Below are 21795 nucleotides of genomic sequence, written 5' to 3' on the forward strand. Positions count from 1 at the left end.
CGATGGCCGCCACTCTAGGATGGCGACGGATTACGGGAAACCCCGACGAAAGCGTGAGAGACTTGACAAAAGTCTATTATCGGGCACCGAAGATCGCCGAGCCTACCCTTACGCTGGTCGCGCCGAACTCGATCGCTGTCTCGAAGTCCCCCGACATGCCCATGGACAGCTTCTCCACTGCGCAATCTTGGGCGAGCCTGGCAAGCAGAGCAAAATGCGGACCGGGATTTTCCTCCGCCGGCGGAATGCACATCAAGCCTTCGACTGAAAGACCAAGTTCGTCGCGGCAGAAATCCACGAATTCGGCGGTCTTCTTCGGCTCGATTCCCGCCTTTTGCGGCTCCAGCCCGGTATTGACCTGCACGTAGAGCTTCGGCGATCTTCCCTGCCGTTTCATCTCGCCGGCCAGCGCCCGGGCGATCTTTTCCCGGTCGACGGTTTCGATGACGTCGAACAGGGCGACCGCGTCTTCCGCTTTGTTGGATTGCAGCGGCCCGATCAGATGCAGTTCGATGCCAAGCGTCTCCCCCTTCAGCTCCGGCCATTTGCCCTGGCTTTCCTGCACCCGGTTTTCGCCGAACACGCGCTGGCCGGCAGCAATCACCGGCCGGATGTGATCTGCGTCGAAAGTCTTCGATACCGCGACGAGCGCCACCGATCCGCCCGGACGCTTCGCCTGACGCTCCGCCTTGCCTATCCGTTCCTGAACTTCGTGAAGTCTCTGCTCGACGCTCATGATCACCTTTCCATTTCTTGCGATGTCAGCGAGTAGCCCTCATATAAGCCTCTGCCAAGGCCTTTCCGCCTGAAACTTTGCCCCTTCCCGACCCCGTAAAACTTGACGCTTGCGGGGTTTCATGGTGAAGGTCTCGCCCGACTCTTTATCCTGATTTCCCGGAATATCATCGAAATGGCGACTGAACGTTATAATCCGCGCGATGCCGAGCCTCGCTGGCAGCAGAAGTGGAACGAAGCCAAGGTCTTCGAGACCGACAACAGCGATCCGCGCGAGAAATATTACGTCCTGGAGATGTTCCCTTACCCGTCGGGCCGCATTCACATGGGCCATGTGCGGAACTACGCGATGGGAGATGTGGTTGCGCGTTACAAGCGCGCTCGCGGGTTCAACGTCTTGCATCCGATGGGTTGGGACGCCTTTGGAATGCCAGCCGAAAACGCCGCTCGGGACAACAAGGTTCATCCGAAGGCCTGGACCTACCAGAACATTGAAGCGATGAAGAAGCAACTGAAGGCCATGGGCCTTTCGCTGGACTGGTCGCGCGAATTCGCCACCTGCGATGTCGATTATTACCATCGCCAGCAGCACCTCTTCCTGGACATGATGGAAAAGGGCTTGGTCTATCGCAAGCAATCGAAGGTTAACTGGGATCCGGTCGATCAGACCGTGCTGGCCAACGAACAGGTTATCGATGGCCGCGGCTGGCGCTCCGGCGCCCTGGTCGAACAGCGAGAGCTGGTGCAGTGGTTCTTCAAGATCACCGAATTCAGCCAGGACCTGCTCGATTCGCTGGATGACCTGGATCAATGGCCGGAAAAAGTCCGGCTGATGCAGAAGAACTGGATCGGCCGGTCCGAAGGTTTGGCCTTGCGTTGGGAGATCGTCCCTGGCACCGCCCCTGCCGGTGAGAACGAAGTGGTGGTCTATACCACCCGCCCGGACACCTTGTTCGGTGCTTCTTTCCTGGCGATCGCAGCCGACCATCCGATCGCAAAGGCCGTTGCCGCACAGGATCCGGCTATCGAAGCTTTTGCAGAAGAGTGCCGACGTCACGGGACCTCGTTGGCTGCGCTGGAGACGGCCGAAAAGAAGGGCATGGATACCGGTATCCGGGTCAGGCATCCGCTCGATCCCTCTTGGGAACTGCCGGTCTATGTCGCCAACTTCGTGCTGATGGACTACGGCACGGGTGCTATCTTCGGATGCCCTTCCGGCGACCAGCGCGACCTGGATTTTGCCCGCAAATACGATCTGCCCGTGGTTCCGGTCGTTATGCCCAAGGGCGGCGATGCCGCGACCTTCGAGATCGGCAATACGGCCTACGTCGATGACGGCGTAATGATCAATTCCCGCTTCCTGGACGGTAAAACGACAGAGGAAGCTTTCGAGATCGTTGCCGATAAGTTGTCCGACACGCTGCTCGGCAATATGCCGCAGGGCGAACGCAAGGTAAATTTCCGCCTGCGTGACTGGGGCATTTCCCGGCAGCGGTACTGGGGCTGCCCTATCCCTGTCATTCATTGCGATGACTGCGGCGTCGTGCCGGTGCCGAAAGCGGATCTGCCGGTGAGATTGCCGGACGATGTGACCTTCGACCAGCCGGGCAATCCGCTGGACCGTCATCCGACCTGGCGACATGTTGCCTGCCCGAACTGCGGCAAGAATGCGCGTCGCGAGACGGATACGATGGATACGTTCGTCGATTCGAGCTGGTATTTCGCCCGTTTCACCGCGCCTTGGGAAAACGAGCCGACAGATCCAGCCGCCGCCAACCGCTGGCTGCCCGTCGATCAATATATCGGCGGTATTGAACATGCGATCCTGCATCTGCTCTATTCGCGCTTCTTCACCCGCGCCATGCGGGAGACGGGCCATGTCGACCTGAAGGAACCCTTCAAAGGCCTGTTCACCCAGGGCATGGTTGTTCATGAGACTTACCGTCGGGGTTCCGGGCAGAATGGCGAATGGGTAGCGCCTGCCGATATCCGCATTGAGGAAGTCGACGGCAAAAGACGCGCTACCCTTCTGGCGACCGGCGAGGAAATCACCATCGGTTCGATAGAGAAGATGTCGAAGTCCAAGAAAAACGTCGTGGATCCGGACGATATTATCGAGTCCTACGGCGCGGACACGGCTCGCTTCTTTGTGCTCTCGGACTCGCCGCCTGAGCGCGACGTCATTTGGTCGGAGGCCGGCGTAGAGGGTGCTCACCGCTTTACACAGCGGCTCTGGCGGTTGATCTCCGAAGCATCCGGAAACCTCTCCACCATCGAGCCGAAGCCGGCTAAGGGGGGCGAGGCGCTTGCGATCTCGCAGCTGGCCCATAAAACATTGAAGGCCGTCCAGCGAGACTACGACAAGCTTTCCTTCAACAAGGCGGTTGCGCGCATTTACGAGCTTGTCAACGCCTTGGCTGCACCGCTCGGCAGGGTCGCGGCGGGCGAAGGCGATTTGGCATTTCGAGCTGCGGTGCGCGACGCCGCGGAGATACTGGTGCAGATCGTGGCTCCAATGACACCGCATCTCGCAGAAGAATGCTGGGCTGCGCTTGGCAACGGCGGATTGCTGACCAAGACCGCCTGGCCGCAGTACGATGAAGCCCTAGTCGTCGAAAATGACATCACTTTGCCCATCCAGATCAATGGCAAGAAACGAGCCGAATTGACAATCGCCCGCGACGCGGATCAAAGTGCCGTCGAAGCTGCGGTTTTGGCGCTGGAAGCGGTGAGGGCGGCTCTTGATGGCCGGGCGCCAAAGAAAATCATCGTCGTCCCACAGAGGATCGTGAACATTGTCGTCTGACCGCTCCTTCCGTCGCATCGGCCTTATCTCCAGCCTTGTCCTGCTTGCCGTCGTGGCAGGCTGCCAGGTCCGTCCCCTCTACTCGGAGTCGGCGGGCACGGGCGAACGGCTTGCTGCGGTCGGTTTCTCCCACCCCCAGAGCCGCATTGACCAAGTCATCCGCAACCACTTGATCTTCCTGACATCTGGCGGTGCCGGTGAGTCTGTGCGCCCGGCCTATGACGTGAAGCTGTCGGCCACCAGCACGGCGTCGAGCATTATCGACGACGAGGACGACGACAACGTCTCCACGACGGGCGTACCTGTGCCCGGCCGTGTGCAGGTCGGGGCGACCTACACGATCACACGCTTGAGCGACGGGCAGGTGCTGAGGTCCAGCAAGCGCGAGGTGGTGTCTCTAATCGATGTTTCGGGGCAGGGCTTTGCCAAGCTTCGGGCCATTCGCGATGCTGAAAACCGCGCGGCACGCGAGCTTGCCGAGTTCATTCGCGCCGAGATCGCGATCGTAATAGCCCGCGAACCTCAGCCGCAGACGGTATGGCAGAAATAAAGTCCCACGAGTTCGACCGTTTTGCAGAAAAGGGTGTCGAACTCTACAAGATATTCGTCATTTACGGGCCTGATCGCGGTCTGGTCTCGGAACGCGCCGCGATAATCGCTGCCCGGACGGGAGTTCCGAAAGATGACCCATTCGCCACGCTGAAGCTGGATGTTTCAGATCTTCAGGGAGATCCAGGCAGGCTTCTGGATGAAGTGAACTCGCTCGGCCTCTTCGGCGGATCGAAACTTGTCTGGCTCCGCGGTGCCGCGAATGAAAAGCCGCTTCTCGATGCGGTTCAGATTCTCGCCGCAGGTTCGCCTCCTGCCAATATATTGATTATCGAGGCAGGGGATCTGAAAAAAGGGAGCGGTCTGCGAAAGACTGCCGAGCCCGCGAAATCCGTTGCCGTAATTCCCTGTTATGCGGATGACATAAGAGCCTTGAACAGCCTCATCGACAGCGAACTCGGAGGCGGAAACCTCAAAATCAGCACCGCGGCGCGGCAGAAGCTCCTGGACCTTCTGGGAGGAGACCGGGTTGCCTCTCGCAATGAGGTTCGAAAACTTGCCCTTTATTGCCGCGGCAAGGGTATGGTGGAGGAGGAACACATCCACGACATCATCGGCGATGCAAGCGGCGTTTCAGCCGACGAAGCAGTGGATGCGATCCTGAGTGGCGATCTGCCCAGCCTCCATCGCGCCATACAGAAAGTCCTCTCTTCCAAGACTCCGATTTTCCTCGTCCTGCAATCCTGCCTCAAGCAGTTCCAGCTGCTGGATCTGATGAAAGCTGAAATGGAAGAGAAAAAACTTCCCGTCGCACAGGTGATGATGACGCTCGGCCGACACATTCACTTCAAGCGCAAGCCGATGATGGAAAAAGCGCTCCGGACATGGAGCGCGCCGGCGTTGTCTCGCGAAACCGAACGTCTGCAATCTGCTATATTGATGTCGCGTCAGAAACAAAACCTTGAGCCGAGTATTGCTTTCCAAACCCTGATGGCGATCACTATTCAGTCAAGCCGTTGATTTTGTTCATTGTCTTCGTTCCAGCAAGCGGCAGATCTCCTCGAGCTGATCGAGGCTCCGATAATTGATCCGCACATGGCCGCCGCCGCTCTTGTGGTTGATCTTGACCTCCAGCCCGAGAGAGTCCGTCAGCGTGCGCTCGAGCGCCAGCGTATCGGAATCCTTTTGTTCCGTCTTCGAAACGGATGCTCCCTCGCTCTGGGCCTTGATGTCGTTCTGCGCAAGTCGTTCTGCATCGCGAACCGACATACCTTTTGACACGATCGTACGAGCAAGTGCCGCAGGATCCGAAGTGGTAATCAACGCTCGCGCATGCCCGGCGGAGAGGCTCCCGGAGGCAAGCATATCCCGAACAGGTTCCGGCAATTTCAACAGGCGCAGACTGTTTGCCACATGGCTTCGGCTCTTGCCGATAATCTCGCCAAGATCGTTTTGGGTATAGCCATGCTCTGCGATCAGCTGTTCGTAGCCCAGCGCTTCTTCCAACGGATTAAGGTCGGAGCGCTGGACGTTCTCGACAATGGCGATTTCCAACGCGGTACGATCGTCCACATCGCGAACGATAACGGGAATTTCAATCAAACCCGCAAGTTGCGCCGCCCGCCAACGCCGCTCCCCGGCGATGATTTCAAAACGATCCGAGCCCTGCGGGCGGACAACCACCGGCTGAACGATCCCGTGTTGTCGGATCGAACTCGCCAAATCCTGCAGCTCGCTTTCGTCGAAACTTCTTCGCGGATTACGCGGATTGCGAGCGACATATTCAATCGGCACCATGCGATCTGGATTGACGCCGCGCGTGCCTCCGTCGACCGGAACCGGTTGGTCCATCTCACCGATCAGAGCTGCGAGACCACGGCCCAGGCGCCGCTTCGAAACATCGTCATTCATTGCTTCTACTCACTCCAGTCGATGCATTCACGCCGCTTTGCGCCGACGCTCTCTTTGGATCACCTCGGATGCCAGCTGCAGATAGGCCTGGCTGCCAGCACATTTCAGGTCGTAAAGAATAGCCGGTTTTCCATAAGAGGGGGCTTCCGACACTCGAACATTGCGAGGGATAAGGGTATGGTAGACCTTATCTCCCAAATAGGTCCTGACGTCACTGACGACCTGCTGGGCCAGATTGTTACGAGCGTCGAACATTGTTAGCACGATGCCCTGGATATCAAGAGCCGGATTGATGGTGCGGCGAACCTGATCAACGGTTTCCAAAAGTTGACTCAGCCCCTCAAGGGCGAAGAATTCGCATTGGAGCGGTACAAGAACTGAATGAGCAGCAGCCATCGCGTTCATCGTTAATAGATTGAACGATGGAGGGCAATCCAGAAGAATATAAGAATAGAACTGGGCTTCGTCGGTGTTTAGCGCTCGCCGCAACTTGAAGGCACGGTCGGAAGATTGCGAGATCTCCATCTCGAACCCCAACAGGTCCATGGTCGACGGAACAATCCAGAGGTTGGGCACCGCGGTCTCCAAGGCCGTTTCAGCAACCGAGTTATAGCCCATCAGTAAATCATAAGAGGATATCTTCCGTTCGCGGCGTTCGATCCCCAGACCGGTACTGGCGTTCCCCTGCGGATCCAGATCCACGATCAGGACACGCTCGCCGATTGCAGCAAGGGCCGTCGCTAGATTGATCGCCGTCGTCGTTTTTCCGACACCACCCTTCTGGTTGGCGATGGTGATAATCCGGTTTTTTTCGAACATACCGCACCTGAAGTTAGGGTTCTTTGTGCCTGATATTGCTGAGTTCAAGGATGACAGAATCTGACTCGACGGCACTGTTATGTTTTAACAGATCAAATGACCATCGACCACGGGCTTTCTGCACCTCACTCGCGTAATCCCGGCCTTTATGGAAAAATGCCCTGGTATTTTTATTGCCTGCCCATGGTGCGGTATAGGAGAGGAGCTGTTCGAGGTCCGCAAGTGCCCTTGCAGAGATCCGATCACATTCAGTGATTGCTTTCGTTGCTGCTTCGATCCGAATTGGGTGGATCGAGCCGCGGGCTCCTGTTTCGCTCAGGGCCACCCGAAGAAAGGCTGCCTTCTTCTGGTTGCTTTCCACCAGATGAACCCAGCCACCACCTATCTCCGCTAAGAAGATGGCGGTGATAATACCGGGAAACCCTCCACCCGATCCAAGATCAACCCAAGTGTAGGGGCCGGGAGAGAGATGAAAGATTTGCGCGCTGTCGGCGATATGACGGTGCCACAACTCATCCAACGTCGAAGGAGCAACGAGATTGATCGTCTTGGCCCATTTCTGAAAGAGCTTAGAAAAATGCTCCAGCCGTTCTTGCGTTTCACGTGAAACACTCCTGCCGTTTAACAACATCAGGAGACTCGTTTAACGCGATGGGCCGCCAGCTCTTCCTTGCGGAGCAAGGCCAGAAGCAAAGCAAGCGCCGCTGGGGTCATACCATTGACCTTTGCTGCCTGTGCCAGATTGGCAGGCCTCGAGGCCGCCAACTTTTGCCTGACCTCGTTAGAAAGACCAGAAAGTGAAGCGAAATCAAAGTCTTGAGGTATCGAACGCGCTTCATTTTTCTGTGTTGCGGCAATGTCCGCGACCTGCCTATCCATGTAAACCGCATAGCAAGCTTCAATTTCCAGAGCCTCCCGTGCTTTCGGAGAAACATCTGCCAGCTCAGGCCATACGGCGGAAAGAGAACAAAGAGTTTGGTCGGGATAGGCCAGAATTTCGTAGGCGGTCCGTCTCTGTCCGTCCTGATTCATCTTCAGGCCGTGTCGGGCCGCCTCATTCGGCGTCAGATCGAGCGACTTCAGTATAGTTCGAAGCTGATCAAGCTCCCCGCTATATGCCTCAAACTTTTCTTGCCGTGACGCATGTATGCAACCCAGATCAATGCCTTTCGGAGTCAGTCTGAGATCTGCATTATCCGCACGCAGAGAAAGCCGATATTCGGCACGAGAGGTGAACATTCGATACGGCTCGGTTACGCCGCGTGAAGTCAGATCGTCGATCATGACCCCGATGTAGGAATCGGCGCGGCTGAAGTGGTAAGGATCTTCGCCGCCCGCCTTGAGAGCCGCATTCAGTCCGGCCACCAGGCCCTGTGCGGCCGCCTCTTCGTACCCGGTGGTCCCGTTAATCTGCCCTGCGAGGAATAATCCGGACATCTTCATGACCTCAAGCGAGGGTGTCAGTTCGCGGGGATCGACATGATCGTATTCGATCGCATAGCCCGGCTGGAGAACGGCGACCTTTTCCAACCCCGGGATGGTACGAATAAACGCATCCTGGACGTCGGCGGGAAGCGAGGTGGAAATGCCATTGGGATAAACAGCGAAATCGTCGAGCCCCTCCGGTTCCAAAAAAATCTGGTGACCGTCTCTCTCTCCGAAGCGGACAATCTTATCTTCGATCGACGGACAGTAGCGCGGCCCCACACCCTCGATCTGCCCTGAATACATCGCTGAGCGATGGATGTTGTCCGAGATTATCTTGTGGGTGGCTTCTGTCGTGCGGGTAACACCGCAGGCGATTTGCTGGGTTGTAATCCGGTCGGTCATGAACGAGAACGGGACGGGCTCCTCGTCGGCCTCCTGGCGACCGATACCGCCCCAATCGATTGTTCGTCCGTCGAGGCGGGCAGGGGTGCCCGTCTTCAACCGCCCGAGCCGTAACCCGCATCTCTGAAGAGTTGCCGAAAGACCGAGCGAAGGCTCTTCTCCGGCCCGACCGGCGGGGATCTTTTGATCTCCGATGTGAATCAGACCCCGGAGGAAGGTACCGGTCGTCAGTACAACCGTTCCGCATCCGAATCGGCGTCCATCCTTCATCTCCACCGCGGTTACTCGACCCTCCGCGGTCTGGATGTCGAAGGCGTCACCCTCAATGACGTCAAGGTTGGGATGGTTCAGGATTTCTCTCTGCATCGCAAGGCGGTAAAGCTTGCGATCAGCCTGAGTTCTCGGCCCGCGTACCGCCGGTCCTTTTTTCCGATTGAGCAGACGGAATTGTATGCCTGCCTCGTCAGCAACGCGACCCATCAGACCATCAAGGGCATCAACCTCCCGGACAAGGTGCCCCTTTCCCAACCCGCCGATGGCCGGATTGCAGGACATGACGCCGATCGTCTCTATCTTGTGGGTGATCAGCGCCGTTCTGGCGCCCATCCGCGCGGAAGCACTTGCCGCTTCGCAGCCCGCATGTCCCCCGCCGATAACCACCACGTCAAATGTCGCGTCCATTTCCATCACTCCACGAACACGCCACCGGGCGTTTCACGTGAATCACTTGCCGATGCAGAATTGCGAAAAGATGATATCCAAAAGCTGCTCGACATCCACATGGCCGGTTATTCGGCCAAGAGAGGAGGCTGCGGCGCGCAGGCTTTCAGCTCGGACGTCAAGCTCACTGCCGTTTAACGCTTCCTCCAGGAAATTGGAAGCCTCTTTAAGATGACGGCTATGCCTCAGGCGGTTCGGGACCAGAGAACCGGACCATAATTGTTGCAGGGTAGCAAGCAAATGCGCCCGTAGCGCCTCAAGTCCTTCCCCGGTGCGGCTGGAAATACAGAGGTCATAGGCGGACGAGGCGCCATGGCTGTCGACCTTGGTGCCGATCCGCAGCACGTTGGGCATCCCAAGAGGCATAGACTGTTGCGGTTCCGAATCGATCTCTTCGAGGTGCAGGATCAAGTCCGCCTGCTCAATGGCAGTCAAAGCCCGCCTAACTCCTTCCAGCTCGACGCGATCGTCGGTAGACCGCAAACCGGCCGTATCGAAAAATCGCACGAGATAGCCGTCTAGGTCGATATCCACATGCAGGATGTCTCGCGTGGTGCCGGCAATCTCCGTTACAATTGCAACGTCCCGCTTGGCCAAGGCATTCAGCAGACTGGACTTGCCGGCATTGGGCGGCCCAGCGATCACCACCTTATATCCGTCTCGGATAACCTCCCCCGCCCTGGCGGCGGCGATATGCTCCCTGAGCTCCAGAAGAAGATCTGCCATGTCCGACCACACCCCGTCAGAAACCGATCCTGGAACGTCGTCCTCGTCAGCAAAATCCAGTTCGGCTTCGATCAGCGCCCGCGCCCGGGTCAGCCTTTCGGCCCATTGATTGTAAAGCGCCGATTGGCCGCCCAGACTTTGTTCTACCGCCAGCCGGCGCTGCATCTCCGTTTCGGCGGCGATCAGATCGGCGAGGCCCTCTACCTCCACCAGATCCAGCTTGCCGTTCTCAAATGCCCTTCTTGAGAATTCTCCTGCCTCGGCCAGCCGCAGACCGAGCCGTTCGAGCTCCTCGTAAACGGCTGCAATAACGGCGCGACTGCCATGCAGCTGAAACTCGACACAATCTTCTCCCGTAAACGAATTGGGTGCTGGGAACAGAAGCACAAACGCTTGGTCGATAACCAAGCCGTCGGGGCTCCGAATTGTTCTTAAAACTGCCCGGCGGGCTTGCGGCAAATCTCCCGCCAGAACGCGCGCCGCATCGAAGGATCCAGGGCCACTGAGCCGCAGGACTGCGACACCCGCCGGCAACACACCGCTGGAAAGTGCAAAGATCGTATCGGATGAGATCATGGCATTGCCTTAACAAACCAGATCCGAAAAATCAAAAAGCGCCCAGACGAGCCGAGCGCTTCCTGTAATTGAATCCGGCTAACGATCAGGTGTTCATCGAATCGAAGAAATCGGCGTTGTTCTTCGTCTGTTTCAACTTGTCGATCAGGAATTCGATGGCGTCCGTCGTTCCCATCGGCGCAAGGATACGACGAAGCACGAAGATCTTCTGCAGGTCCTGGCGCGGCACAAGCAGGTCTTCTTTCCGGGTACCGGACTTGAGGATATCCATCGACGGGAAGATGCGTTTGTCGGCCACCTTTCGGTCAAGGACGATTTCCGAGTTGCCGGTGCCCTTGAACTCTTCAAAGATGACTTCGTCCATGCGGCTTCCGGTATCGATCAGAGCGGTTGCGATGATCGTCAACGAACCGCCTTCCTCGATGTTGCGGGCTGCGCCGAAAAAGCGTTTCGGACGCTGCAGCGCATTGGCGTCGACACCGCCTGTCAGAACCTTGCCGGACGAGGGAACGACAGTGTTGTAGGCGCGGCCGAGGCGGGTAATGGAATCGAGCAGGATCACGACGTCGCGGCCGTGTTCGACAAGACGTTTCGCTTTTTCGATGACCATTTCGGCGACCTGAACGTGCCGAACCGCCGGTTCATCGAAAGTCGAGGAAACAACCTCTCCTTTCACCGAACGCTGCATGTCCGTCACTTCCTCCGGCCGCTCGTCGATCAGAAGAACGATCAGGTAACATTCCGGATGATTGGCGGTGATCGAATGGGCGATGTTCTGCAGCAGAACGGTCTTGCCGGTCCGCGGAGGAGCGACGATAAGGCCGCGCTGACCCTTTCCGAGTGGAGCGACCAGATCGATGACCCGCGCGGACAAGTCCTTGGAGGTTGGGATATCGAGTTCCATCTTGAAGCGCTCGTTGGGATAGAGCGGCGTCAGATTGTCGAAATGGACCTTGTGGCGAATTTTTTCCGGATCGTCGAAATTGATCGTATTGACCTTCAGCAGAGCGAAATAGCGCTCGCCTTCCTTCGGGCCGCGGATCGGCCCTTCGACGGTGTCGCCGCTTTTCAGGGAGAAACGGCGGATCTGGGACGGGGAGATGTAGATATCGTCGGGACCCGGCAGGTAGTTGGCGTTCGCCGACCGCAAGAAGCCGAACCCGTCCTGCAAGACCTCGACCACCCCCTCGCCGATGATTTCGACGTCCTGGCTCGCCAGAACCTTGAGGATTGCGAACATCAGCTCCTGCTTGCGCATCGTGCTGGCATTCTCGACCTCAAGTGATTCGGCAAAGGTCAGCAAATCCGTAGGGGATTTGCTCTTGAGTTCTTGAAGCTTCATTTCAGCCATGAAGGGGGACCATATTGAGGATTTCAGGGAGATTGTAGGCGTGTCGGTGAAATTCGCTACCGCGGAAAATGATCCGGGGACGACGGGAAATTACACGCATGCCACGAGATGAGATGGGGGGAAAATAGCGATTCACGTGGAACGCCGCAAGAGGCTTCGCCAAATCTCGTCAAAGAAAGCGATCAGAAAGGTTTTACGATCACCAAAATGACGATTCCGATCATCAGCAAGGTCGGCAACTCGTTCATCATTCGCCAGTAACGCGGCGACCTTCTCGGACCGTCTGCGGCAAACGCCCTCACCGCTCGGCTGAACAGCACATGCACCGCCGTGAGAAGAACCACCAGGGTGATTTTCCCGTGCAGCCACCCGCCCCGGAGCTGATAGACATCCCAGGCGAGGTAAAGACCGAGTACCCATGTGATCATCATCGCCGGGTTCATGATGATCCTCAGAAGCCGCTGCTCCATGATCTTGAATGTTTCCGATTGTGCCGAGCTCGGCTCAGCGTCGCTGTGATAGATGAACAGCCTTGGCATGTAGAGAAGCCCGGCCATCCACGAGATCACGGCGATCACATGAAAAGCCTTGACGTAGAGGATGAAGTCATCCGGCCTGGCGAGATAGACTGCCCCAAGGATTGCGATGAATACGCCGAGAGCAACGACCGCCCTGAGAGCCGAGCGCCGTCCCGCCGGTTTTCCGGCCTGCAGCTCCTTCGGCCTCATGTTCTTGCCTCACGCACCCGCCTGATCAACCTCGTCACGTTTTCCGGATCAGCCTCCGGGGTGATGCCATGGCCGAGATTGAAGATCAGCGGCCCATGCCCGAGCTTGTCGAGAATAGCGTCGACCCCCTCATCGAGCGATTTACCACCCGCAACGACCCGCATCGGATCGAGATTGCCCTGGATCGGGCCTTCCTTCTGCAGCTCGGCCGCGAAGGAAAGCGGAACCGACCAATCGAGACCGATCGCGTCGGCCTTCGTCTTCTGGCGGTAGTGAAGCAGGTTGAGGCCCGCCCCTTTGGCGAATGCGATGATCTTTGCCTGCGGCCGACGGGCGCGGACGATTTCGATCATCCGCGCCACTGGTTTTACCGCAAAATCCTCGAACTCACGCTCGCCGAGCACACCCGCCCAGGAATCGAAAATCTGAACCGCATCGGCACCGGCATCGATCTGGGCGATCAGATATTCCGCTGAGATTTCCGCCAGGAAAGACAGGAGTTTTTCGAAAGCTTCGATATGCCGGTAGCCGAAAAGCCGTGCCGGCGCCTGGTCCGGCGTCCCATGTCCGGCGATCATGTAGGTCGCCACCGTCCAGGGCGCGCCGCAGAAACCCAGCAGCGCCGTTTCTTCCGGCAATTCCTGCCGCAGGCGACGTACCGTTTCGATCACGGGCGCCAGATGATCCAGCACGCTCTCCCCGTTAAGCTTTCCGATGCCGGAAACGTCGATGGGATCCATCTGCGGCCCTTCGCCCTGCACGAAACGAACGTTCCGTTTCAGCGCATCGGGAATCACGAGAATGTCTGAGAACAGGATAGCCGCGTCGAAGCCGTAGCGTCGGATCGGCTGCAAGGTTACCTCGACAGCGAAATCCGGCGTGTAACAGAGATCAAGGAAACTCCCTGCCTTAGCTCGGGTTTCCCGGTACTCCGGCAGATAACGTCCCGCCTGTCTCATGAGCCAGATTGGTGGCGGAGCAACGGTTTGGCCGTTCAGCACCTCGACGATCTTCCGGTATGGGCCGGTCAATGGGGTCTCCCTAAAATAAAAGAAATGAATCTAGAATAGGTTTCTATTTCTTAGAGTCGGTGAGTAGCAAGGATTAAAGTCAAACCACCGGCAACGCGACCATCGGCCGCCTTTTGCAAAGTTCGGGAGAGAAAAACGCGGTCACTGCGAGGTTTTTAGAGATAAGTCGATTCCTCAAGTTGCATCAAAGCGTTATGGTAGTGCTGGAGCGAATGCAGTTTGTGGATAAGCTGTGGAGCGAAAAGGTGCTTGATGCCCTTGTCCACAGAGTGCACAAGCATCCTCGATCTACATCCGCAGAACCAGCGAATGTGGAAAACTCGGAGGTTTTCCCAAGCCCGGAGCTTTGGCCCGGCCGAGTCGATCGTCTCTCCCGGGTTGTCAACAAAGGGTAAAGATTAGCGTGGAGAACCGAAAAAATTTCTTCCATCTGCATCTGATATCTGACTCGACCGGAGAGACTCTCATCTCCGCGGGCCGCGCGGCCGCCGCCCAATTTCAGTCCTCGCTTGCGGTTGAACATGTCTACCCGCTGATCCGCAACCGTAAGCAGCTGCTGGCGGTGCTCGAAGCCGTCGACCAGGAACCGGGTATCGTGCTCTATACGATTGTCGATCACGAGCTGGCCGGATTGATCGATGAACGGTGTCGGGACATGGGACTGCCCTCGGTTAATGTTCTGGAGCCGGTCATGATCACCTTCCAGGCCTATCTGGGCGCGCCGTCGCGCCGTCGCGTCGGTGCCCAGCACGCTCTGAATGCCGATTATTTCAAACGCATCGAAGCCCTCAACTTCACGATGGATCATGATGACGGCCAGATGCCGGAGAGTTATGATGAAGCAGACGTGGTGTTGATCGGGATCAGCCGCACCTCGAAGACGCCAACCAGCATCTACCTCGCTAATCGCGGCATCAAGACTGCCAATATCCCGATCGTTCAAGGCGTGGACCTGCCGGAAAGCCTCTATCGCGCCGCCCGGCCGCTGATTGTCGGTTTGATAGCGACGACGGATCGGATCAGTCAGGTGCGCGAGAACCGTGATCTGGGCGCCACGCAGGGTTTCGACCGACACCATTATACCGACCGGGCCAGCATCAACGAGGAACTGAAATATGCGCGGGCGCTTTGCGCCCGTCATAACTGGCCGGTCATCGACGTAACGCGGAGATCCATCGAAGAGACGGCGGCGGCGATCGTTGCGCTGCGCCCGAAGCTGCGTTAAGCGAAACCGCCTGCGGTTTCTGGGAGATATTCGTGACGTCGCCTCTCGTACTTGCCTCCTCCAGCCCTTTTCGTCGAATGCTGATGGAAAATGCCGGCCTGACCTTTGAAAGTCAGGCGGCGGATATCGACGAGCGGAAGATTGAAGCCAGCCTGGAAGGAGCAAGTCCTGATAAGGTCGCACTCACTCTTGCGAGAGCAAAGGCCCTGGAGGTCAGTCAGCGGCATTCGGGTGCGCTGGTGATCGGGTCGGACCAGACCATGTCGGTCGGCAATCGTGTTTTTCACAAACCGAAATCGCTTGGCGAAGCGAAGGAGAACCTTCTGTCGCTGTCGGGCAAGACCCACCGGCTGAACAGCGCCATCGCCATTGTCAGGGATCACGGCGTCTTGTGGGAGCACGTCTCCCACGCCGACCTGACGGTGCGCCCGCTGACGGAAGCCTTTGTTGACCGATATCTGGCGCGGGTGGGCGAAAAGGCATTTTCCAGCGTCGGGGCCTATCAGCTGGAAGGCGAGGGAATTCAACTTTTCTCTGAGATAGAAGGCGACTATTTCACCATCCTGGGTCTGCCGATGTTGCCGCTCCTCGATAAGCTGCGGGAGCTTGCTGCAATCGATGGCTGATTCACGTGAAACATTCTTGGTTAACGCCTTCGTCACCGGCTGGCCGGTCAAGCATTCCCGCTCGCCGATGATCCACAATCACTGGCTGAAGCAATTAGGCATCGCCGGCTCCTATCGGGCGGAGGCGGTGACGGAAGCGGACTTCCCAGCTTTTATCCGCTCTTTGAGGGATGGCAGTTCCGGTTATCGCGGCGGCAATGTCACCATTCCGCATAAAGAACTTGCTTTTAAGCTCGCAGACAGGCCGGATGAACTGGCCGAAGAACTTGGAGCATCCAACACGCTGTGGATGGAGGAGGCAATCCTCCATGCGACGAACACAGATGGTTACGGCTTCACCGCCAATCTCGATGATCGTCACCTTGGCTGGGACCGAGCCGATCGGGCGGTGATCTTCGGCGCGGGCGGAGCGAGCAGGGCGGTCATTCAGGCGGTCCGCGACCGCGGCATTGGCGAGATTCATGTGGTCAATCGCACATTGCCCCGAGCCAAAGAGCTCGCAGATCGCTTTGGCGCCAAGGTACATGCTCATCCGCTGGAAGCCCTGAACGAGGTGATGACGGGCGCGGGATTGTTCGTCAACACCACCTCGCTTGGTATGGACGGCAGTCCGGCACCTGACGTGAATTTTTCCCCTCTCCGTAGCGGTGCCGTGGTGACAGACATCGTTTACATACCGCTGAAGACTCCTTTGCTGACTCAGGCAGAAGAGCAGGGGTTCCCGATTGTCGATGGCCTTGGAATGCTTCTGCATCAGGCGGTGCCGGGTTTCGAGAAGTGGTTCGGCCGCCGGCCGACTGTCGATGCGGCGCTTCGAGATATAGTGATTGCCGATATGGAAAGACACGGATGATCGTCGTCGGCCTCACCGGCTCCATTGGCATGGGCAAGTCCACGACCGCAAAAATGTTTGCGGAGGAGGGTGTGCCGGTGAATGATTCCGATGCCGTTGTGCACGACCTTTACCGCGGCGATGCCGTGGCACCCATCGGTATTGCTTTTCCAGGTAGCGTCAGGGACGGCGCTGTCGATCGACAGGAGCTGTCGCGCCAGCTTTCTGCCGCACCAGAAAAATTCCAGATCCTCGAAGCGATCGTCCATCCGCTGGTCCGCCAGCGTGAAATCGCCTTTCTCGAGCGGCATCGGCAGTCGGAGACGGATATTGTTGTCCTAGATATTCCGCTGCTTTTTGAGGTGAAAGGTGCAGATCGGGTGGATGTGGTAGTGGTTGTCACCTGTGATCCACAGATCCAGCGGGCGAGGGTACTTGCGCGCCCCGGCATGACCGAGGAAAAATTGGCGATGATTCTCTCCCGCCAGCTGCCTGATTCAGAGAAACGAGAAAAAGCCGATTTCCTGATCGATACCGGCCTCGGTCTCGAGAGAGCGAAAGCAAGGGTGCGGGAAATCATCGCCTCTTTAAGATCCGGAAAGATGAGCGAGCATGCGTGAGATTATCTTCGATACGGAAACCACCGGCCTCGAGACCCGATTCGATCGCGTGATCGAAATCGGCGGCATCGAGCTGATCAACAATTTTCCGACAGGCAAGACGCTGCATCTTTACATCAATCCTGGCGACCGCAAGGTTCATCCGGATGCATTGGCGGTGCATGGCATCACCGATGAGTTCCTGAAGGACAAGCCAGGTTTTGCAGATATTGCCCACCAGATCGTCGAATTTTTCGACGGTGCCAAATGGATTGCCCACAATGCCAACTTCGATATCGGCTTCATCAACGCAGAATTCGAAAGGATAGGACTGCCCCCGGTGCAGACCGACCGGGTAGTCGACACGCTCGCCCTGGCTCGCCGCAAGCATCCAATGGGTCCGAATTCGCTGGATGCGCTATGCCGCCGTTATGGCATCGACAACGCCCATCGTACCAAGCACGGCGCCCTCCTCGACTCCGAGCTTCTGGCGGAAGTCTATATCGAGATGACGGGCGGGCGTCAGGCTGCCCTCGGCCTGATGGGTACCGAGCGGTCAACGACCGTCATCGAGGTGGACGAAATCGTAGTGACTGCTGTCGGCCGGCCACGGCCTTTGCCGAACAGATTGACGGAAGCAGAGGTCGAGGCGCATGCCGCAATGGTGGCCTCGCTCAAGGACAAGGCACTCTGGCTCAAATACAAGCCTGCCGAATAAAAAAACCGGGTTTTAGCCCGGTTTCTTTTTGATGATATGACGCTTGAATCAACTGTTCAGGGCCTGGACCTTCGAGCGAGCCTGCTCTTCAGCCATACGTTGGGTGAACATCTGGGCGAAATCGATCGGATCGATCATCAGCGGCGGGAAGCCGCCGTTACGCGTGACGTCGGCGACGATCTGGCGGGCGAAGGGGAAAAGCAGCCGCGGGCACTCGATGAAGAGAAGCGGCAGCATATGTTCCTGAGGAAAGCCGGTAATGCGGAAGACGCCGCCGTACACGAGCTCCGCCGCAAAAACCACCTTGTCGCCATCCTTGGCTTCGGCGTTCAGCGTCAGCACTACATCGAAATCGGCCTCAGAAAGCGGATTGGCATTGACATTGACATTGATCGTAATGCCGGGAGCCTTGTCGCGGGCCTGCAGCGAACGTGGCGCGCCGGGATTCTCGAACGAGAGATCCTTGGTATATTGCGCCAGAATGTTGATGGACGGCTGGGCGGCCTGGTTGTTTTCGTCTGCCATTGGGACTTCCTCGAGGCTCTGGAACGTTGAGGCCCTCTAACATTTCGGAATATGCCTTACAACCCTGGCAAACTTCCAGGCCCGTTCAAGGTTCCCGACTTTTGGGTCCGGCCCAAGGGGAGGTCGAACCGGAATTCGCAGAATTGTCGTCTCGATGAAAATCTTCCTCGTCGAGATCGACGACTGGACCTGGTTTCTGGCCGGCCGGTCCAGTTCGGCTACCCTCGTAGTGGCTGGTCGTGCGTGTGCGGATCACGACGATGCGCCTGCCGACCAGGGACCACAGAAAGCTGCGCACGAAGGGGATGAAGAGCGCGAGCCCGATAAGATCAGTCAGGAAGCCCGGCAGCAAAAGCAGGATACCAGCGACGACGATCATCGCACCGTCGACCAAGGTGCGTCCGGGCATCCGGCCGTCGCGGCTTTCGGCCGAAATCTGTTTCAGGATCTGCATGCCCTGGCTGCGAAGCAGGATGGCGCCGAGGATCGCCGTGCCGACCACGAGGCCTAGTGTCGCCCACAGTCCGAGTGCTCGGCCGACGAGGACAAAACCCGCAATTTCGGCCAATGGCCACAGAAGAAGAATTGGCAGCAGAAAGAAACGCATGATGTTCCCTGTTTTAATCTCGCCCCGCGCGTGTCGATACTGACGCCTTCGCTATTTGAATGATGGGCGGATGCGGACTATATGAGAAGCTGTACCAACGATTTAAACGGCATTGCGGGTCAATATGGGTTCCAACGACTTTATAACACTCTTTTTCCTCGTCGCCGCTGTGCTGATCTTCCTTCAGCTGCGCAGTGTGCTCGGCCGGCGGACGGGAAACGAGAAACCGCCGTTCGATCCTTACAGCCCGCGGGATGTGGCGAAGAATCCGGGCGGAGACGACAGCAAGGTTGTGACCTTGCCGCGCCGCGATGCTCCCGATGACGAGCAGCGTTATCTGGACATTGATGCCGTTGCCAAGCCTGACACGCCGCTCAATGCCTCCCTTCGGGAGATTTTGAGGGCGGATCCGTCCTTCCGCCCGCGCGATTTCCTCAATGGTGCGCGCATGGCCTATGAGATGATCGTGATGGCGTTTGCCGATAGCGACCGTAAGACCCTTAAAGGTCTGCTCTCGAAGGAAGTCTATGAAGGTTTCGATGCAGCGATCTCCGAACGCGAGGCGAGGGGGGAAGTGGTAAAATCCACATTTGTCGGCATCGACAAATCGGACATAACCCACGCCGTCATCAAGGATTCCGAAACGCAGATTACGGTCCGTATCATCAGCCAGCTGATCTCCGCTACCTACGACAAGGCGGGTACCTTGATTGATGGTGACCAGGAAACCGTGGCCGAGGTGACCGATATCTGGACTTTTGCCCGCGACATCCGCTCCCGCGACCCGAATTGGAAGCTGGTCGCTACCGAATCCGAGCAATGACAGGCGGTTCTGCTGGGTTTGCGCTGCGGCGGGTTGCCTTCACGGATCTGCCGGGATGGGAGGACGAGGACCCCCGTGCGCTTTTTCCCGGAATGAGGTCCTGTCTTGAGCATGTCCTCAAGGTCAAGCCATATCGTACCGGCTCGCTTGGCCTGACGGCCGGGGATCTGACGGTCCTTCTTGAAAAGGCGAGCGAGAGCCCTTCCAATGCGGCGTCGGCGCGTGCTTTTTTTGAAGCCCATTGCATCCCGTTTCAGATCGCCCGGCAAGACGGGCGGCGGGGTTTCGTAACGGCCTTTTACGAGCCGGAAGTGGAAGTCTCCGAGACATCCGACGGGACATGGCGCTATCCTTTCTACTACCGCCCTCCGGATCTGATCGATCTTGATGACTCCAACCGGCCGGCGGAAATGGACTCCGGCTACATGTTTGGACGTCAATCCGGAACCGGGATTGTCGCTTACCCGGACCGCGGCGAGATAGACCGTGGTTTTCTCGCGGGGCGAGGCCTCGAGATCGCTTTTGCCAGATCGAAGGTGGATGTCTTTTTCGCGCATGTGCAGGGAGCGGCGCGCCTGAGATATCCCGATGGAAGAGTGAGGCGCATCACATATGCCGCAAAGGCGGGCCATCCGTTTTCACCGATCGGAAAGCTTCTGATCGACCGGGGAGAAATCGACCCGGCTACGGTTTCGATGCAGAGCATCCGAAGTTGGCTTGAACGGAATCCGGCTAAGGTCGATGAGGTCCTGTGGCACAATCGCTCCTACATCTTCTTTCGGGAGGCGGATGTTTCCGATCCGTCGTTAGGACCGGTGGCGGCGGCTAAGGTGCCGCTGATCGCCCGCCGATCGCTGGCGGTCGACCGGCAGATACACACCTTCGGTTTTCCCTTCTTCATACGCTCCGAGACGCTGACCCATCTGGATGGTGGCAAGCCCTTTAGCCGCCTGATGTTGGCTCTCGATACCGGCTCCGCAATCGTCGGCCCTTCGCGCGGCGACATTTTTACCGGCTCCGGGTTCGAGGCAGGCGAGTTGGCGGGGACGGTTCGCAACGAAGCCGATTTTTATATTCTCCTGCCAAGGCATCTGGCGGACAGGTTCGGCGGATGAAGGGTGGCCGCAAACTCGATCCGGAAGAGCGAATCCTTTGGGGCAAGGTGGCTAAGTCTGCGCGTGCCTTGCCGGGCCGGATGAAGGAAATCGTCGAGTTTGAAGAGCAGGAAGCGGCCAAACTAATGGCGGAACAACCTGTCCGACCGAAAGCCATGCCTTTGCCGGGAAGCCCGGTGGCCGAAACCGCAAAGAAGCCGAAACGCTCCGTCGGTCATCATCATCCGCTCGAAAAGCCGGTCAAGAAGAAGCTCGCCAAGGGGCGGCTCCCGATCGAGGCGCGGCTTGATCTTCATGGCCTTTTCCAGGACGAAGCCCATGACCTGCTGCTCGATTTCCTGCTTCGGGCTTATGAGCGGGGTCTTCGTCATGTGCTGGTTATCACCGGAAAAGGCAGCTCGATGGGTAGTGAAGGTGCTTTGCGCCGCGCCGTGCCCCTTTGGTTTTCAAAGGCCGAATTCCGGTTTCTGATATCGTCGTACGAGTGGGCCGCACGCCATCACGGCGGGGAAGGTGCGATGTATGTCCGTCTTGCCCGCAGCCGGGCTCATGGGGAAGAGCGCGAATGACGCCCTTCGGTCAGGCGCTTCGTGAACTACGCCGCCGAAGGGGTATCACCCAGCGGATGCTGGCTGAAGCGATCGGCGTTACGCCAGCCTATCTTTCTGCGCTTGAACACGGGCGGCGCGGCAAGCCGACCTTCGAGCTCCTGCAGAGAATTGCCGGGTATTTTAATATCATCTGGGATGAGGCAGAAGAACTGTTCGGGCTCGCAGCGGACTCTCATCCGAAGGTGGTTCTGGACACGTCAGGCATGCCGGCCTCCTACACCGCCTTTGCAAACCGGCTTGCGCAACGGATTCGCACTTTGGCCCCGGATGTGATAGAAGGAATGGACATGCTGTTGAAGAAAAACCCTCCTCTGGATTGACTTTCGGCGCCC

At 57.7% G+C, this 21795-nt stretch carries 23 protein-coding genes; 12 read left to right on the forward strand and 11 right to left on the reverse strand.

Annotated elements, in window-relative coordinates; genetic code table 11:
• Nucleotides 1-76: 76 nt before the first annotated feature.
• Nucleotides 77-736 (reverse strand): YggS family pyridoxal phosphate-dependent enzyme, encoded by a 660-nt coding sequence (locus C5L12_RS11595; protein ID WP_105372194.1) that lies wholly within the window; start codon nucleotides 734-736, stop codon nucleotides 77-79.
• 174 nt (nucleotides 737-910) lie between these two features.
• Here C5L12_RS11595 and leuS point away from each other — a divergent pair, with 174 nt between their 5' ends.
• The 3 genes from leuS to holA are packed head-to-tail and all read left to right on the forward strand — an operon-like array spanning nucleotide 911 to nucleotide 5110.
• Nucleotides 911-3541 (forward strand): leucine--tRNA ligase, encoded by a 2631-nt coding sequence (gene leuS, locus C5L12_RS11600; protein WP_105372271.1) that lies wholly within the window; start codon nucleotides 911-913, stop codon nucleotides 3539-3541.
• Nucleotides 3531-4091 carry a hypothetical protein gene (locus C5L12_RS11605; protein ID WP_105372195.1) on the forward strand — a complete coding sequence of 187 codons (561 nt, stop codon included), beginning with the start codon at nucleotides 3531-3533 and terminating at the stop codon, nucleotides 4089-4091. Before leuS ends, C5L12_RS11605 begins: the two co-directional genes overlap by 11 nt.
• Nucleotides 4079-5110 (forward strand): DNA polymerase III subunit delta, encoded by a 1032-nt coding sequence (gene holA / locus C5L12_RS11610; protein WP_105372196.1) that lies wholly within the window; start codon nucleotides 4079-4081, stop codon nucleotides 5108-5110. Before C5L12_RS11605 ends, holA begins: the two co-directional genes overlap by 13 nt.
• A 6-nt stretch (nucleotides 5111-5116) precedes the next feature.
• Here the strand turns inward: holA and C5L12_RS11615 are convergent, their stop codons facing one another.
• The 8 genes from C5L12_RS11615 to hemE all read right to left on the reverse strand — a co-directional run bounded on the left by C5L12_RS11615 (nucleotide 5117) and on the right by hemE (nucleotide 13782).
• On the reverse strand, nucleotides 5117-6001 hold the full coding sequence (locus C5L12_RS11615; RefSeq protein ID WP_105372197.1) for a ParB/RepB/Spo0J family partition protein: 885 nt from the start codon (nucleotides 5999-6001) through the stop codon (nucleotides 5117-5119).
• A gap of 27 nt (nucleotides 6002-6028) precedes the next feature.
• Nucleotides 6029-6820, reverse strand: a complete 792-nt coding sequence (locus C5L12_RS11620; protein WP_105372198.1) for a ParA family protein — start codon at nucleotides 6818-6820, stop codon at nucleotides 6029-6031.
• Between the two features lie 13 nt (nucleotides 6821-6833).
• Nucleotides 6834-7451: a 16S rRNA (guanine(527)-N(7))-methyltransferase RsmG gene (rsmG, locus tag C5L12_RS11625; protein WP_105372199.1), complete on the reverse strand. Its 618-nt coding sequence runs from the start codon at nucleotides 7449-7451 to the stop codon at nucleotides 6834-6836.
• Nucleotides 7451-9331: a tRNA uridine-5-carboxymethylaminomethyl(34) synthesis enzyme MnmG gene (gene mnmG, locus C5L12_RS11630; RefSeq protein ID WP_105372272.1), complete on the reverse strand. Its 1881-nt coding sequence runs from the start codon at nucleotides 9329-9331 to the stop codon at nucleotides 7451-7453. The genes rsmG and mnmG overlap by 1 nt, the downstream gene beginning before the upstream one ends.
• Before the next feature lie 42 nt (nucleotides 9332-9373).
• Complete coding sequence (mnmE, locus tag C5L12_RS11635) at nucleotides 9374-10672, reverse strand: tRNA uridine-5-carboxymethylaminomethyl(34) synthesis GTPase MnmE (RefSeq protein ID WP_105372200.1); 1299 nt, start codon at nucleotides 10670-10672, stop codon at nucleotides 9374-9376.
• 85 nt (nucleotides 10673-10757) lie between these two features.
• Nucleotides 10758-12023, reverse strand: coding sequence for a transcription termination factor Rho (gene rho, locus C5L12_RS11640; protein ID WP_105372201.1), 1266 nt, complete (start codon nucleotides 12021-12023; stop codon nucleotides 10758-10760).
• Between the two features lie 182 nt (nucleotides 12024-12205).
• Nucleotides 12206-12751: a protoporphyrinogen oxidase HemJ gene (gene hemJ, locus C5L12_RS11645; protein ID WP_105372202.1), complete on the reverse strand. Its 546-nt coding sequence runs from the start codon at nucleotides 12749-12751 to the stop codon at nucleotides 12206-12208.
• The gene (hemE, locus tag C5L12_RS11650) at nucleotides 12748-13782 is read right to left on the reverse strand and encodes a uroporphyrinogen decarboxylase (RefSeq protein ID WP_105372203.1); all 1035 of its coding nucleotides are present in this window, start codon (nucleotides 13780-13782) and stop codon (nucleotides 12748-12750) included. The genes hemJ and hemE overlap by 4 nt, the downstream gene beginning before the upstream one ends.
• A gap of 403 nt (nucleotides 13783-14185) precedes the next feature.
• Here hemE and C5L12_RS11655 point away from each other — a divergent pair, with 403 nt between their 5' ends.
• From C5L12_RS11655 to dnaQ, 5 genes are read left to right on the forward strand one after another with little or no spacing between them, the layout of a single operon-like run.
• Nucleotides 14186-15007, forward strand: a complete 822-nt coding sequence (locus C5L12_RS11655) for a pyruvate, water dikinase regulatory protein (protein ID WP_105372204.1) — start codon at nucleotides 14186-14188, stop codon at nucleotides 15005-15007.
• A 32-nt stretch (nucleotides 15008-15039) separates the two neighbouring features.
• A complete protein-coding gene (locus C5L12_RS11660; RefSeq protein ID WP_105372205.1) occupies nucleotides 15040-15633 on the forward strand; it encodes a Maf-like protein in 594 nt (197 codons plus the stop codon).
• On the forward strand, nucleotides 15626-16486 hold the full coding sequence (locus C5L12_RS11665) for a shikimate dehydrogenase (RefSeq protein ID WP_105372206.1): 861 nt from the start codon (nucleotides 15626-15628) through the stop codon (nucleotides 16484-16486). The genes C5L12_RS11660 and C5L12_RS11665 overlap by 8 nt, the downstream gene beginning before the upstream one ends.
• Nucleotides 16483-17085 (forward strand): dephospho-CoA kinase, encoded by a 603-nt coding sequence (coaE, locus tag C5L12_RS11670; protein WP_105372207.1) that lies wholly within the window; start codon nucleotides 16483-16485, stop codon nucleotides 17083-17085. The genes C5L12_RS11665 and coaE overlap by 4 nt, the downstream gene beginning before the upstream one ends.
• Nucleotides 17078-17782, forward strand: coding sequence for a DNA polymerase III subunit epsilon (gene dnaQ / locus C5L12_RS11675; protein ID WP_105372208.1), 705 nt, complete (start codon nucleotides 17078-17080; stop codon nucleotides 17780-17782). Before coaE ends, dnaQ begins: the two co-directional genes overlap by 8 nt.
• A 48-nt stretch (nucleotides 17783-17830) precedes the next feature.
• On the opposite strand, the gene secB is transcribed toward dnaQ, so the two are convergent.
• Together secB and C5L12_RS11685 are read right to left on the reverse strand one after the other, a co-directional pair.
• On the reverse strand, nucleotides 17831-18307 hold the full coding sequence (secB, locus tag C5L12_RS11680; RefSeq protein WP_105372209.1) for a protein-export chaperone SecB: 477 nt from the start codon (nucleotides 18305-18307) through the stop codon (nucleotides 17831-17833).
• 85 nt (nucleotides 18308-18392) lie between these two features.
• Nucleotides 18393-18914, reverse strand: a complete 522-nt coding sequence (locus C5L12_RS11685) for an FxsA family protein (RefSeq protein WP_105372210.1) — start codon at nucleotides 18912-18914, stop codon at nucleotides 18393-18395.
• Nucleotides 18915-19038: 124 nt separating this feature from the next.
• On the opposite strand from C5L12_RS11685, the gene C5L12_RS11690 reads away from it, so the two are divergent.
• Genes C5L12_RS11690 through C5L12_RS11705 form a run of 4 tightly spaced genes read left to right on the forward strand, consistent with a single transcriptional unit; the run spans nucleotide 19039 to nucleotide 21783 of the window.
• On the forward strand, nucleotides 19039-19737 hold the full coding sequence (locus C5L12_RS11690; protein WP_105372273.1) for a Tim44/TimA family putative adaptor protein: 699 nt from the start codon (nucleotides 19039-19041) through the stop codon (nucleotides 19735-19737).
• Nucleotides 19734-20852, forward strand: coding sequence for a murein transglycosylase A (gene mltA, locus C5L12_RS11695; protein WP_105372211.1), 1119 nt, complete (start codon nucleotides 19734-19736; stop codon nucleotides 20850-20852). The genes C5L12_RS11690 and mltA overlap by 4 nt, the downstream gene beginning before the upstream one ends.
• The gene (locus C5L12_RS11700) at nucleotides 20849-21421 is read left to right on the forward strand and encodes a Smr/MutS family protein (RefSeq protein WP_105372212.1); all 573 of its coding nucleotides are present in this window, start codon (nucleotides 20849-20851) and stop codon (nucleotides 21419-21421) included. Before mltA ends, C5L12_RS11700 begins: the two co-directional genes overlap by 4 nt.
• Nucleotides 21418-21783 (forward strand): helix-turn-helix domain-containing protein, encoded by a 366-nt coding sequence (locus C5L12_RS11705; protein WP_105372213.1) that lies wholly within the window; start codon nucleotides 21418-21420, stop codon nucleotides 21781-21783. Before C5L12_RS11700 ends, C5L12_RS11705 begins: the two co-directional genes overlap by 4 nt.
• Nucleotides 21784-21795 lie beyond the last annotated feature (12 nt).

The organism is Neorhizobium huautlense (genome assembly GCF_002968575.1).
GTDB lineage: Bacteria > Pseudomonadota > Alphaproteobacteria > Rhizobiales > Rhizobiaceae > Neorhizobium > Neorhizobium huautlense.